We start from the raw sequence: 13,428 nt of genomic DNA on the forward strand, positions 1-13,428 counted from the left end.
GCAGGAGGGGAAGACATTGCCCCGGCTTTGCCCCGGCCGGGGCAATGCCCTGCCCGGGGTCAGCGGCGGGCATCCATCCGCGGACGGATTCCTCGGTGGAGCAGTCGGTCAGCAGCAGGGCGCCGGCATCCGGGACGGCAATCACGGTTTTCTTCATGGCGGATCCTTCTGCATGGTTTCATGGCCGGATTATTCCGGCCCGACGCATTATGTGTGCGGCACCCGGCTCCGCCTCCCCGCCTGCCTGCATCCCGCCCGAGTCCAAGGCGCGGACCGGGAACCTTGAAGGGTCCGCACAGATCTCAATTTTGCTTACATTCGGCCGCACTGCTTGTCCGGTCCGTCCCCAGGCACATAGCGTTACCTGTGGACGGCGGGAACAAGGCCCACGAAGGTGCCCGCGAAGCCGTCCGGCACGAAAGAGCAGTTGATGGCAACAGGTACGGTCAAGTGGTTCAACGGGGAAAAGGGCTTTGGATTCATCGCTCCCGATGACGGAGGCGAGGATGTGTTCGCGCACTTCTCAGCCATCACCGGCGGCGGTTACCGCTCGCTCGAGGAGGGCCAGAAGGTCGAGTTCGAGATCGTCCAGGGCCAGAAGGGCCTGCAGGCGGAGAATATCCGCGCCCTGTAGGGGACGGTGACCGGGTCGGCGGCTGCCGAACACCTACAGTGGACCAAGCCGCCGACCCGGAAGGGCCCAAGCCCCGTGCAGCTCCTCGAGCGTCTCAAGGCCTGCCTGCGCACCCGCAAGGACCCGCCTGCCGCCGAGCCCTCCATGGCCCGCCTGCACACCGGCCCGGCGAAGGGCCGGATCGCCTTGGAGCAGGCCGAGGGCCGCCGGCGCACGGTCCGCGAATTGGCCGCCGCACACAGGACCGCATGGAAACTGTTACCAGAAGCCGCACCGGCGTGGACATCGTCAAAGCCGGACACATTGGGGATTCCCTGGCCCGGCCCGGACGCTCGAGCACCGGCCAGAGGCACGAACTGGCGGACACTTTCTCGGGCGGCTCTAATGCGGTCGGTCTGACCATCGCCAGGAAAGACATCCCATCAGACGGGGACTTCCCTCTGGAGCCTGGGCTAGGAGTGGATCAGGCAAAGGGGCTGTCCCGGGACCTTGGACTCCTCCCCCGTTGCCGTTGTCCGCTGATCATGAAGGTCCCGTACGCATACCCGCTGCTCCCGTTTGTTCCCGGGGCAGCGATGAGGTCAGGGGTCCCGTTCGCATTTTCGACATTGCAGGCGCCGCCTTGATAATTTCTGCGCGCGGACCCGTGGCCAAGGCGCCGGAATATCGGGCCTTCACATGATCGTTGATAGCGGGGTGGAACCGGTGGATGGGTTCCCATGCCTCTGAAGACAAGGTGAAGGAGATGCTCATGCCGGATTTTGCCCCGCTCTGGTGGCCCCTGCAGATCGGTTCCACCGAGCTGGAGAACCGTGTGGCCCTGGCTCCCATGACGCGGATCAGCGCCACGGGGGACGGCCTGGTGACGGAGACGATGGTTTCCTACTATGAGGCCTTCGCGCGCGGCGGGTTCGGGCTGCTGATCACCGAGGGGATCTATTCGGATACCGCTTACAGTCAGGGCTATCTGTTCCAGCCGGGGCTCGCCACCGAGGAGCAGGCCCGATCCTGGGCCACGGTAGTGGAGGCCGTTCATGCGGCCGGCGCGAAGATCTTCGCCCAGCTCATGCACGCCGGGGCCCAGGCCCAGGGCAGCCGGTTCGTGGACGCCACGATCGGCCCCTCGGCGGTCGCGCCCAAGGGGGAACAGTTGGGGTTCTACCGCGGGGAGGGCCCGTACCGGGTGCCCGCGGAGATCACCCCGGCCCAGATGGACGAGGTCCGCCAGGGCTTCGCGGCTGCCGCGCTGCGCGCCAAGGACGCCGGGTTCGACGGCGTGGAGATCCACGGCGCGAACGGCTACCTGCTGGATCAGTTTCTCACCGACTACCTCAACCGGCGCACCGACGAGTATGGCGGCTCCCCCGAGAACCGGGTGCGCTTCGCCGCGGAAATCTGCCGCGCCGTCTGGGAGGCCGTGGGTCCGGAGATGACCGTAGGCATCCGGATTTCCCAGGCCAAGGTGAGCGACCACGACCACCGGTGGAGCGGCGGGGTCGAGGAGGCGAAGACGATCTTCTCCATCCTCGGATCCACCGGGATCGACTTCCTCCACACCACGGAGTACCGGGCTACCGCGCCGGCCTTCGGCGACGGCGGCGACTCGCTGGCGGCCCTGGCCAGGCAGCACTCGGGTCTGCCCGTGATCGCCAACGGCCACCTGGACGACCCCGAGACCGCCGTCTCGATGCTCCGGGAGGGCGCAGCCGACGTCGTCGCCCTGGGCAAGGCGGCCCTGGCCAACCGGGACTGGCCGCACCGTGTGCGCAACAACCTGCCCCTCGATGAGATCGACGCGCGCCTGTTCGCGCCGGTGGCCGATGTCAAGGACTGGGAGCTGGAACTGTCCTAGGAGAGCACCGGTGATGGGAGGGGCCGGGCCGACAACCCCCGGTCCCTCCTTGCGGCACCGGGGTTCTTGAATGACGATCTGGACGACGTTTCAACGCCCGCTGACCCGGAAATCATCGTCAGGAGCCGGCATCAAAGACGACTACGCGCAGCGGCTCATTGATGCGGTGAAGTACGGGACGGACTGCGGCGATGGACACGGCCGGAGTGCGCAGGGCGGTGAGTGCGGTGCCGTCGAAGACGGCCTGCAGAGTCAGCGTCGCGGCGCCGAACAGAAGGTAGCTGGCCTGGATGCGGGGCAGTCCTGCTGCCGGGTTGTCCGGTGCGACGGTGGCGACCTTCACTCCGGCGTATTCTCCGACTTCCGAGGGCATGAGGAGGAAATGCCCGCGGCTGGTGCGAGCGGAGGTTCGGGCGGCGTCGGTTGCCGGGTCGTAACCGGCGATGAGTGCCGCAGTGATTGCCTCGACCGCGGCGGCAGGTGTCAGGGCCGCGGTGACCGCCGCAGCGTCGAGGTAGCGCACGCCCTTCATCGCAGCACGAAGCCCGGCACAAGCGTGTCGTACGGATCGGCCTCGAACGTGGAGGTTCCGACACGGTAAGCGGCACCGGTAATGACGGGCACGACGGCGGCCCGGCCGTGCTCCCTCGTGTGTTCCTGCACCCTCGCATGGAAGCGGGAGCCGACGATTGAATCATGCACCAGTGTCTGTCCCCCCATGGAGTGTCCCGGTCGCGGTGAGCACCCCGACACGCGCGGCCGATCCCGACCCGCATGGGGACCGGTCCACCTGGCCGTCCGCGAAGATTGTCACGTTCCGCTGGTGCAGCTCTGCGGTGGGCAGGGTACCCAGGACGTCGAAAATGATCGTCCCGTATACCTCGCTCAGCCGCGGGTCCGTCAGGTGCCCGGTTCGGGGATCATCGGCGAGGGCCGCTTTGACCTCGCGGCCGAGCGCAATCAGCTCCGTCAGGTTTGCCGGGCTTACCTCCAACCCTACTGATGCCGCATCGAGGCCGGCGTACAGCGTCCCGCCCCACCCCAGGTCTATCTGGGTCCTGCCCCGGCTGGTCGCGCCCGCACCGCTCCGCGACATTCAACCCCGCGATGGGCACCGGGGGCTCGGGCACGATTCGGAACGGCTCGCCGGCGGTATGTTAGTCGACCGTCTTCACCGCCGGGATGCTGGTCTGTGGCGGGAGCCTGACTGCCCGCTCAGGTCCGGAGGGCCTGCTGTGGTTCGCCATGAGGCATGTCTCCATTCCTATCGATGACCGGCACGGTGAACGCACCGGGGGCAGGGTGCCGGCCGGTTTCGGGGCCGCCCGTTTGTCTGCCGGCGATGCCCCGCACCTGTGGTGTGTTGTTAGTGGGCGCGACGGCGAGGATGAGCAGCACGACAGCGATGACGGCCAGGCCGATCCAGCCGAGGACGTCCAGTCGCTCCCCGACAACGACCACCGCGAGGATGGCGGCGACGGCCGGTTCTGTGAGGGTGACGGTGGTAGCGGTGCTCGCAGACACCCGGGTGAGCCCGAATCCGAACAGGAGATAGCCGAGGAACATCGGGACCAGGGCCATGTAACCGGCAACGAGGAACGCCCCGGTGGAAGCGATGAGCGGCGCGCCGGTGAGGAAAAGCACCGGCATCAGGAGGAGGCCGCCGCCGCCGAACACGGCGCCCATCGACGCCGCGCGGCTGATATCGCGCGACATGAGCCGGTGGACGGTCCACGAGTACGCGGCGTAAGTGAAGCCTGCCACGAGCCCCATGCCGGTCCCCGCGATCGTCGACATGACGGCGGCCGCGGGACCCTCCATCTTCGACAGGCAGAGCAACGAACTGCCGGTCACGCCGAGACCGGCCGCGAGCATCCACCACCGGCTTAGCGCCCGGCGGTCGGCGAGTCTTTCCAGCACCCCCGAAGCCAAAGGCGCGGAGGCGAGGGAGACGACCGAGCCCACCGCGACGCCGGCGTAGTGCATTGAGCTGTAGAACGCGAGGGGGTACACTGCAACGGCAACAGCGCCCAGTACGACCACGCGCAGGTTTGCGCGAAGCGCCGGCCAGGCCGCGTGCAGCGCGGGTACCGCGATCACCGCCTGCAGCAGGCCGCCGATGCCGAGGGCAGCCGCGCCGATGGCCAGCGGTCCGGCGGCAGGGGCGAAGGTCGCCGCCGTGCCGGTTGTTCCCCACAACAACGACGTGACCGTAATGGCGGCCAGGCCGATGAGTCGCTCCCGGTTCACAGCGCCTCGATCACGGCGCGCGCGATGTCCTTGGCCCGCACGAGGCGGTCGGGCCGGCCTTCCAGCCCGGCGCGGCTCATGGCCCCTTCGAGCAGGAAGGACAGGTGCTCGGCGGCCTCCCTCGCAGCGGGCGCGGGCGCAAGGGCCAGCAGGTGCCCGGTCAGGATCCCCTCGACCTGTTCCTTGTGGCGGCACACCGCGTCGCGGCCGGCCGATCCCGCCGGCAGTTCGGCGGCCGCGTTGAGCAAACCGCATCCGCGGAACCCGCGTGGGTATGCTGCCGAGGCATGATCGATGTATGCGTCAAACACCGCCAGCACCCCGTCCACGGCCGAGGCAGCGTGCTCGACGCGGTTGCGGTAAAGCTGCAGCCACTCCTCATGACGGGCCTCGATGTACGCCAACATCAGGTCCTCCTTGGAGGAGAAGTTGTTGTACAGGCTCATCTTCGCCACACCTGCCTCGGTAGTGACCGCATCAATACCCGTGGCCACCATGCCGTTGGCGTAGAACAACCGCGACGCGGCGTCCAGCAGGCGCTCCCGCGCCGATCCAGCCGCCATTCGGCTCACTCACATCACCTCATTCCTTTGGATATGTAGACCAGTCTACCTAGTTCGGTCGGGAACGTCGATCCTCTAGCTCAGATCTGAGGATGTTGGACCCCAAACAAGGGGTGCCGTATCCGGCGTGCGACAAGACGGGAGCCTGCCCTCCGGGATGCTGAGCAACCGTTATCGCTCGTGCGCCCATCCTCAGCCGCCCCGTAAGCCGGTCCTTCACCGCGACACTTAAATACCACTCCCCCGCCGAGGGCCGTCCTACTCATTGACCCCCTCGTCAGGTGGCGATTGGACATCGTGGCCTGCGAGCAACTACTCCTAGAGGAACCGGGGGAATCATTGGGGTTCTTCGAATGCCCCGAGCGGAGGAGGCTGGATTGTCGAACATGCCCGGCCCGGTAAGGGCAATGCAGGAAGCACCTGGCCGGATCCTGCTGGTCGGTTGCGGGAAGCTCGGCACGCGCCTGGGTGAGCGCCTGGCAGAGGCCGGCGGGGAGGTGTTCGCCCTCCGCCGCAACACGGCCGTCCTGCCTGCCGCATTCTCTACCCTGCCTGTTGATCTCCGGGAACCGGTCCAGTGTGAATTGCCGGGAGTGGATGCGATGGTGGTCACCCTCACTCCCGGTATGCAAGAGGCTTCGAACCGGTCGGACAGCTACCTCGCCTCGCTCAGGAACCTCGCCGCGGCACTCCCGGGTACGCCGCGGCGAGTGGTGTTCGTCTCCTCCACCCGGGTCTTCGAAGGGCGAACAGGCCGCCGAGCACTCACGGAAGTAGATACACCCGCCCCGGTGACTCCGCGAGGTAGGACGCTTCGTGACGGGGAGCTTCTCGCGTCCGAACTCTTTGACGCGCATATCGTCCGTCCTGCAGGGATCTACGGGCCCGGGAGAGAGATGCTTCTGCGGAAAGTCATCGAGGGCACCCCGGTCCAGTACGCGAAGCGTACGAACCGCATCCATGAGGCCGACCTGGTCCGCACCCTGCAAACACTGCTGTTGGCAGAGGATCCGCCACGTATCCTGCACGCCGTCGACCAGGCCCCCGCCGCCCTGGGCGAGGTCGTCACCTACATCGCACACCAGCTGGGACTCTCACCGCCCCCGAAGACCCAGCCCGACGTGGCCAGCGGTACTGTCCTCAGCGGCGCGCTGCTCCTCACGTTACTTGGAACCTTGCAGTACCCAACGTTTGAAGCAGGGTACGGCCACATCATTGCCACACGCAACGAGCAGGCATCCCCCAGGCCTGACGGAGCACCCGGGAACTCATGATGTCCTGTGACCTGGAGGGTCGTCCGACCAGTGGAGTGTGAGTACCCGGCCTGATCCGAGACGAGACGTTCGCGGCAGCTCAGAGCGTGCCCTCCGCGCTGGGAACGCGGCCACGCCGGGAGTAGAAGATGGTTAAGGCTTCCGCGACCCGGCCAGTCCTCCTCCACCGCCGCCGGCGTTCCTGCGGACGCCAATCCCGAGGGCATCCGGCGCCGCCGCGAAGCAGCACACGCAGCCCCCTGATCAGGAGAGGGCAGGCAAATGGGGCATCCGGTTCAGCGCCGGATGCCCGCTTTTGTCCCGCTTCAGCAGCTGGCTCCTACCGCACGGGGTTTTGGGACAAGGGGCGCAGATACAGATGATCGACCTGGTCCGGTGCGGCTTGGTTTAGGACATCGAGGGCGAGATTGTGTCGCAGACGTCGACTGCCTTCTTTGCAGAATTCGGAGGTGTTGCGAACACTGCACGCTTAGTCTTCGTCCGCTGGTTGCTGAGAGGGTGTCTCAGCCATCTGGGCGGTGGACCATCGGATTGGCGGCCTCGCCGCGGGCACACACAAGGAGCCCGAATGCCGAAAGTGACGGGGATCACGTGGTTTCGACGGGAATGGCGCCGCGCGTTGCATCCGCGGGTACCACTGCGCCGGTAATGCCTGTAGGAGCCATGATAAACGGCCCTCCACCATGGAAACGGAACCATTAAATGACCACCCGAACCCGACTCTGTATCGTCGGACCCATGACCGGCCTGCCCGAATACAACTATCCGGCATTTCACGCCGCCGCCTCGCGACTGCGCGTGGCGGGATACAGCGTCACGAACCCGGCCGATAACCGCCTCCCCGAAGGCGCCAAATGGGTCGAATACATGGATCGCGCCATCCCCCAGATCTTCGAGGCCGAGGGACTGGCCCTGCTGCCTGGGTACCGCTCCAGCAACGGCGCCCGCATAGAGGTAGCGATTGCCCGCCACCGCGGCATTCCCATCCGCACGGTCGACCGCTGGGTGGCCGACGCCGAGCTGTATGCCGTACGTCAAGGGTGACGGAACACAGCGGCTTTACACGGAACGGTCCGCGCCTCTCAGATTGGGCGGAGTCCCTTCCGATCATGAGGTGTACCACGGCAGAAGGACGGCATTGCATGAGCGCGCGTTTAAATCTGGATGGCCATCAGCTTGAGCCCGATGTGACTGCTGGTCGACCAACGACTTCAGCGGTGGGGTCGAGCAGTTGCCACAGTCAAAGCGGAGCAACTGTTTCCCATTGGCCGGCCAGTGCTTTTGAAAATTCGTGCCCATGGATGCGGACCTTCACCGCCTTCCCATGATTGACCTTCTTGGCGGACCTTGTGCCACCCGTTGTTCAACCGATCATTTGTGCCCATCAGCTCCGAACCCATGGCCATTCTGCTAACCGCCTGGGGCCTCGTCGTCCCAGGGGCGATGGCGGTAATGCAGGCGCCGTCGCCGGTGGCCGCACGCCGCTTTCCGCCGACGGGCCGCCCGCCACCGTATACTTTTGAGCATGCCGATCACGTGCCCCAACCGCGGCCTCCGCGTCCAGCAATCCGCCGTCGAGCAGCGCGGGGGCGGTCTGTGAGTGGCGGTCTCGTAGCCCTGCTGGACGACGTCGCAGCCCTGGCCCGCATAGCGGCCGCCTCGGTGGACGACGTCGCAGCCGGGGCCGCCAAGGCCGGGACCAAGGCCGCCGGCGTGGTGATCGACGACGCCGCCGTCACCCCGCAGTACGTGTCCGGGGCGCATCCGTCCCGCGAACTGCCGATGATCAAGCGGATCTTCTGGGGCTCGGTCCGGAACAAGCTGTTGATCATCCTGCCGGCGCTGCTGCTCATCAGCGCCTTCATCCCGGGGATCATCCCCTTCATCCTCATGCTGGGCGGCACCTACCTCTGCTACGAGGGCGCCGAGAAGGTCTGGCACAAACTCCGCGGCCACCACGCGGCCGAAAAGGCGCCGGCGGTCGAACGGGGCCCGGAGGCGGAGGCCAAGGTCACCAAGGGCGCCATCACCACCGACTTCATCCTGTCCTGCGAGATCATGGTCATCTCGATGAACGAGGTGGCCGATGAGTCCTTGTGGGTCCGGGCGCTCATCCTGGTCGTCGTGGCGATCGCGATTACGGTGCTCGTGTACGGCGCCGTCGCACTCATTGTCAAGATGGACGACATCGGCCTGCACCTGGCCACCAAGGACTCCGCGGGTTCCCGGCGCTTCGGCGAGTTGCTCGTCAAGGGCATGCCCGCCGTGCTGGCCGCGATCACCCTCGTCGGGACGATCGCCATGCTCTGGGTCGGCGGCCACATCATGCTCCAGGGGGCATACGACCTCGGCTGGCACGGTCCGTATGACCTGGTCCACGTCCTCGAGGCCCCGTTCGCCGGGATCCCGGTGGCCGGCGGCTTCCTGGCCTGGCTCGTGAACACCCTGTGCTCGGCCGTCCTCGGACTCGCCTGGGGCCTCGCCGTCATGGCTGTCCTGCACCCGCTGCTAAAAGTGCTGCCGTTCGGCAAGAAGAAGGGCGGTCACGAAGAGGGCGACGTCCGCGCCGCCGTCGCCGGCTACCGGCCGCCGGAACGAGAGGCCGGTCCTGCCTCCTAGCTCACACCCACCGGGGTAGCCAACTACCCGGCCGAGTTCCCGCCCCGGCCCCCGCGCAGCTTCGTCGCCGGCGGCTGCGACGTGGTGCAGTGGACGGACATGGAACGCGGCGGACGCTTCGCAGCCTTGGAACAACCCGAAGCATTCGCCGCCGAAGTCCTGGCCTACGTGCACGGGCTGAGCCGCCGACCCGGCGCACCAGACAACCCGCAATGCCACGACCGCGGCCACAGCGTCAGCCAAAAAGCACCGACCCGATGACGTGTTTCGGACCGATTATGAAAACGCCGCTGATCCGACCGTGCTTCTACCGGCTTCGCTCGCCAACCTCACGCCGGACCCACCCAGGTCCCCTTCCAAGCCAACCTCATGCATTCAGGGACACGTACGGAATCACGTGTACCTTTTCGGCACGAATCGAGGATCTTTGCCGTCACCGCAGCCGGCCTTGGGTTTCAGTTCAGGGCGACGATCACCGCAACGGAACTGCAGATGGTCGAGGCATCCGCTACTTGCTGGACAGTTGATCAATGTGGCGTCCCGAAAGCCGATGCTCGAAAAACATTGGTTCGGGGGCGGCACGCTGCTGAGGCTCTAAGAGGAGGTGGTCTGGGTTCGGACTTCCTGCACCGCGTCCTCGCGGGCCGGAGCCGGCATTCCGATAACGGCGAGGACGGTGAGCGATGCACTGATCAGTACGGCCAGGAAAACAGCTGCGGAGGCCGACACAATCGTATGCGGGTTCGTGTCGCCATTGGGAGTGCCGGCGTAGACGGCGTTCGCTACGGCGCCAAAGACGGCAACGCCGAGGGCGCTGCCGATCGAGCGTGCGAAGAGGTTGGTGCCGGTAACCACTCCGCGCTCGTTCCATTGCACGCTGGACTGGGCGGCGATGAGGGTCGGGGTGGCGACGAGCCCGAGTCCGAGTCCGACCATAAAGCAGCTGGCCGCGACCAGCATGATGTTGGGTGTGGAGGCAGTGACGGCGAGGATCGCGGCACCGATGACCGTGACCGCGATGCCGATCATCGCCGTCGCCCGGAACCCGATCCGAAGATACAGGCGCCCCGATTGTGAGGCGCTGATCGGCCAGCCGAGCGTCAGGGCCGCGAGTGTGAGGCCGGCGAGGACCGGGGAGGTTGACAATGTCCCCTCGAGAAAAGTGGGAACGTAGGACGTGAGGCCGAGCATGACGGCTCCGACGCCGAAGGAGATTAGTGCTGTTGTGGCGAGCAGCCGCCGCGACACGATCCACGGCGGCAGTACCGGCTCGGCCGCCCGCCGCTCGACCATCAGGAACACAGCGAGCATGGCGGTTCCGAGTACGAACACTGCAATGCTGATGGGTGAGTTCCAAGCCCATGCCTGACCGCCTTCGAGAGCTCCGAGGATAATCAGGCTGAGCGAGCCCGTGAGAAGGGCCGCTCCGAGGTAGTCCACGCGGTGTCCGGTGCGCTCGATGTTCTCGTGGAAAGTTCTCGCGAGCATCCACCCGGCCAGGAGGCAAAGCGGCACGTTCAGGAGAAAGATCCCCCGCCAGAGGCCCAGCGAGGCGAACACACCCCCGAGGGTGGGGCCGACCACGGACGAGACCGCCCACACGCTCGCAAGGTAGCCCTGCACCTTCGCGCGCTCTGCCAGGGAGTAGATGTCTCCGGCGATGGTGATGGCCATCGGCTGGACTGCTCCCGCGCCAAGACCCTGCACCACGCGGAACGCAATAAGGGCCGACATGCTCCAGGCGAACCCGCAGAGGATCGAGCCGAGCAGGAAGAGTCCGATGCCGGTGAGGATGATCGGCTTGCGGCCGGTCATGTCGCAGAGTTTCGCGTAGACGGGCACCGAAACGGCCTGGGCCAGCAGATAGGCGGAGAAGAGCCACGGGAACGACGAGAAACCGCCGATCTCATCCACTATCGAAGGCACCGCAGTCGCAACGATCGTCGCGTCGATGGCGACGAGGCCCGTCGACAGCATCAGGGCAATGAGGATCGGCCCTCTCTTGGAGCGGAAGCCGACTCCCTCGGCTGCAGTTGTCATCACGGCACCTCGTTCCGATCGGCATCCAAAACCCGTCACGCGCAGAACCACTTTGCCGGTTTCAGCACGTACCTTCACCGGGCATTTCCCGGTCGGATACCCCATCAGGATACTCAGCGCTCGGTTTTGGCCAGGTCCGCCTCAAGCTCCCGCGCATTCTGCCGCGCCACGAACGCCGGCCCGTCACCCTCCACCCGCCAGCTGTCCGCGAGGGGCCGACGTCAACCGCGTCGAAACCGAAATCGTCATGGAGCCCGGCAGGTGGTCCTGAAGCAACTGCGAGGCACTCGTTCCGCCTTCGTCCGGGTCCGCGACGTGGCCGTCACGCTCCCGGTAGTAGTTGTTTGTATCGATGACTGCTTTCCCCGCCGGCGGGCCGACGCGAATGTCCCGGACCGCCTCACCGACCTGGAGCCGACAGCGGCAAGGTTCTTCGGCACTGGCGGTCTTAAAGCCGGACACGAAGTATCCGGCCGGCACGAGTTGCACCGAATCTCGGCGGCCGACTGACAGCGGGAGCTCTCGCCCCTGACGCAGGACGTCTTGTCCCAGCTAGCACCTTCACCGAGGCGTGCTCCGGGCGCAGGGTGTGGCGCAACGAGTACCAAGGGGCCGCCTCCAGGTCGTAACCACTGTCTTGTTCCCCTACCGGTCAGGGCAGGCCCGGCCATAGGCTATGTACTTTCAGGGATCGGAACACGGGGTATCGATGGACAACCAGCATCCGACCGAGTCGGCGAAAGAACAGGCAGCGCGCAAGGCGCGGCGCCAGTACCGCCAGCGCGCTGACCGCGCGCTGGTCGAGCACGGAGTATCCGCCATCCTCAAAGTCCGGCAGTCCGTCATCGCCGACCACATGCGGAATCACCGCATCACCAAGCCTGTCACCTACGCGGAAGCCATGAGGTGGCAGGCCGGGGAAGCACCGGCGCCGGTATGGATGGCCGAACTTATCGATCACGTCCGGGGACGCCGGGAGGAGATGGACGGGGTCTTCAAGCAGGTCAGGCAGAAGCTGCTCAACGGCAGCAGGATCGGGGGGCGTCTGGAGGAGACAGCAGCGACGGATCTTGCCTTCAGGGCGGCACGCGACCTCTGCTTCTCCGGAGGGTCGGTGACGTGGCTAAACGATCTGGACCTGGCGGCCCTGGCCTGGGCAGGGATCGACCCCGGGGACACCGAATCCTGGCCGTTCGAAATCCCCCAAGGCCTCATGCCGACCAGGGGTCTGGCCGAGAAGCTCACCGCTCCCCTGGGTCCGGACCTTGAGCACATCATCACCGTGGCCATCGACGGCCAGGTCTCCGGCTCCTCGGCCGTTCGTGTCCGCGGCGACCTGAGCTGCGACATCGAACTGCCCGGGCTGATGTCCGGGCTGGAGCGGGCAGTCGCCGCCGGCGCGAGCGGGGGCATTGTCCTGCGGAGCATCGACGACAGCCGGACCTACCCCGTCCGACCCGGCCTGGGCATCCCATACACCATTGTGCGGGGCTGGTTCTTCCATGACCGATTGTTCGAAGCCAGGACCGGTGCCGAGATATTCAGCTTCATGTGCACCAATGTGGAGACGGGAGAGGCCATTGATCCGGACCCCACAGTCGACTGCGAAGGCTCCTGGGACTTCCGCCTGCCCTGATGCGCAACGGCCCTGCCGGGGCGCCGGCCCCCGGTCGGAGTCCAGGCATGCTCCGCAGGCCTTGGTCCCGACAGGCAACTACACACTCGCCTCCTGCAGGCCTGGGACGGTTCAGGCGGCGCGGTGCGGCCCTGGGTCCTGACCACTTGCCCTATGTTCGCAGTCCTGCCCCGACGGACATCATCGCTGAGTATGCTCGTCTTGCATGAACCCAACCTAGCAATCGGCGACAACGAAGGTGTGGCTGTTGTCGAGATCCCCTACACGACCTAGCAAGCGACTAGGCTCGGATCCACGGAAGCCGGGATTTCGGAGGTCATGGCTAAACGATACGGCGTGCACGGCCCCGCCTGCCGTTGCACGCCGCGCCGTTTACAGGGAAGCGTAGAGCTTGCCCATGCTGGTCAGCGAGATCTCGCAGCAGGGAGGGTCCAAGCTTTCAGGGACCGGTTCATAGCCGGCCCTTCTTGTTGCACCGGCACGGCTGCGCGATGCCGTGAACTGCCGGATCGGCCCGGGACGTTCCCGGGATCATGGCCGCAGCTGTTCCCGGAGCCGGT

12 protein-coding genes are annotated in these 13,428 nt (G+C 66.2%); 6 read left to right on the forward strand and 6 right to left on the reverse strand.

Annotation, left to right across the window (positions count from 1 at the left end):
* The first annotated feature begins 430 nt into the window (after positions 1–430).
* Entirely contained in the window at positions 431–634 is a 204-nt protein-coding gene (locus tag ACFQ36_RS15000; RefSeq protein WP_377014950.1) for a cold-shock protein, read from the forward strand.
* Between the two features lie 751 nt (positions 635–1,385).
* Positions 1,386–2,486, forward strand: coding sequence for an NADH:flavin oxidoreductase (locus ACFQ36_RS15005; protein ID WP_377014952.1), 1,101 nt, complete (start codon positions 1,386–1,388; stop codon positions 2,484–2,486).
* Between the two features lie 118 nt (positions 2,487–2,604).
* Here ACFQ36_RS15005 and ACFQ36_RS15010 read toward each other — a convergent pair whose 3' ends face one another.
* The 5 genes from ACFQ36_RS15010 to ACFQ36_RS15030 all read right to left on the reverse strand — a co-directional run bounded on the left by ACFQ36_RS15010 (position 2,605) and on the right by ACFQ36_RS15030 (position 5,299).
* The gene (locus ACFQ36_RS15010; protein WP_377014954.1) at positions 2,605–3,009 is read right to left on the reverse strand and encodes a hypothetical protein; all 405 of its coding nucleotides are present in this window, start codon (positions 3,007–3,009) and stop codon (positions 2,605–2,607) included.
* A 5-nt stretch (positions 3,010–3,014) separates the two neighbouring features.
* On the reverse strand, positions 3,015–3,188 hold the full coding sequence (locus tag ACFQ36_RS15015; RefSeq protein ID WP_377014956.1) for a proline racemase family protein: 174 nt from the start codon (positions 3,186–3,188) through the stop codon (positions 3,015–3,017).
* Positions 3,181–3,582, reverse strand: coding sequence for a proline racemase family protein (locus tag ACFQ36_RS15020; RefSeq protein ID WP_377014958.1), 402 nt, complete (start codon positions 3,580–3,582; stop codon positions 3,181–3,183). Before ACFQ36_RS15020 ends, ACFQ36_RS15015 begins: the two co-directional genes overlap by 8 nt.
* A 119-nt stretch (positions 3,583–3,701) precedes the next feature.
* Positions 3,702–4,736: a DMT family transporter gene (locus ACFQ36_RS15025; protein ID WP_377014960.1), complete on the reverse strand. Its 1,035-nt coding sequence runs from the start codon at positions 4,734–4,736 to the stop codon at positions 3,702–3,704.
* A complete protein-coding gene (locus ACFQ36_RS15030; RefSeq protein ID WP_377014969.1) occupies positions 4,733–5,299 on the reverse strand; it encodes a TetR/AcrR family transcriptional regulator in 567 nt (188 codons plus the stop codon). The genes ACFQ36_RS15025 and ACFQ36_RS15030 overlap by 4 nt, the downstream gene beginning before the upstream one ends.
* 626 nt (positions 5,300–5,925) lie before the next feature.
* Here ACFQ36_RS15030 and ACFQ36_RS15035 point away from each other — a divergent pair.
* The 3 genes from ACFQ36_RS15035 (at position 5,926) to ACFQ36_RS15045 (ending at position 9,192) form a co-directional block, all read left to right on the forward strand.
* Positions 5,926–6,573, forward strand: a complete 648-nt coding sequence (locus ACFQ36_RS15035; protein ID WP_377014971.1) for a sugar nucleotide-binding protein — start codon at positions 5,926–5,928, stop codon at positions 6,571–6,573.
* A 702-nt stretch (positions 6,574–7,275) separates the two neighbouring features.
* The gene (locus ACFQ36_RS15040) at positions 7,276–7,617 is read left to right on the forward strand and encodes a DUF4406 domain-containing protein (RefSeq protein WP_377014962.1); all 342 of its coding nucleotides are present in this window, start codon (positions 7,276–7,278) and stop codon (positions 7,615–7,617) included.
* Between the two features lie 552 nt (positions 7,618–8,169).
* Positions 8,170–9,192, forward strand: a complete 1,023-nt coding sequence (locus tag ACFQ36_RS15045; RefSeq protein ID WP_377014964.1) for a DUF808 domain-containing protein — start codon at positions 8,170–8,172, stop codon at positions 9,190–9,192.
* A gap of 594 nt (positions 9,193–9,786) precedes the next feature.
* Here the strand turns inward: ACFQ36_RS15045 and ACFQ36_RS15050 are convergent.
* Complete coding sequence (locus ACFQ36_RS15050) at positions 9,787–11,232, reverse strand: MFS transporter (RefSeq protein WP_377014966.1); 1,446 nt, start codon at positions 11,230–11,232, stop codon at positions 9,787–9,789.
* 709 nt (positions 11,233–11,941) lie between these two features.
* On the opposite strand from ACFQ36_RS15050, the gene ACFQ36_RS15055 reads away from it, so the two are divergent.
* The gene (locus ACFQ36_RS15055) at positions 11,942–12,868 is read left to right on the forward strand and encodes a hypothetical protein (RefSeq protein ID WP_377014967.1); all 927 of its coding nucleotides are present in this window, start codon (positions 11,942–11,944) and stop codon (positions 12,866–12,868) included.
* Positions 12,869–13,428 lie beyond the last annotated feature (560 nt).

It is taken from the genome of Arthrobacter sp. GCM10027362 (genome assembly GCF_042679445.1).
Classification (GTDB): Bacteria; Actinomycetota; Actinomycetes; order Actinomycetales; family Micrococcaceae; genus Crystallibacter.

Excerpts from the sequence above, each read along its gene's own strand:
- ACFQ36_RS15000 (WP_377014950.1), top strand. The coding sequence starts at position 431 with ATGGCAACAGGTACGGTCAAGTGGTTCAACGGGGAAAAGGGCTTTGGA.
- ACFQ36_RS15005 (WP_377014952.1), top strand. The coding sequence starts at position 1,386 with ATGCCGGATTTTGCCCCGCTCTGGTGGCCCCTGCAGATCGGTTCCACC.
- ACFQ36_RS15020 (WP_377014958.1), bottom strand. The coding sequence starts at position 3,582 with ATGTCGCGGAGCGGTGCGGGCGCGACCAGCCGGGGCAGGACCCAGATA.
- ACFQ36_RS15030 (WP_377014969.1), bottom strand. The coding sequence starts at position 5,299 with ATGGCGGCTGGATCGGCGCGGGAGCGCCTGCTGGACGCCGCGTCGCGG.
- ACFQ36_RS15035 (WP_377014971.1), top strand. The coding sequence starts at position 5,926 with ATGCAAGAGGCTTCGAACCGGTCGGACAGCTACCTCGCCTCGCTCAGG.
- ACFQ36_RS15040 (WP_377014962.1), top strand. The coding sequence starts at position 7,276 with ATGACCACCCGAACCCGACTCTGTATCGTCGGACCCATGACCGGCCTG.
- ACFQ36_RS15050 (WP_377014966.1), bottom strand. The coding sequence starts at position 11,232 with ATGACAACTGCAGCCGAGGGAGTCGGCTTCCGCTCCAAGAGAGGGCCG.
- ACFQ36_RS15055 (WP_377014967.1), top strand. The coding sequence starts at position 11,942 with ATGGACAACCAGCATCCGACCGAGTCGGCGAAAGAACAGGCAGCGCGC.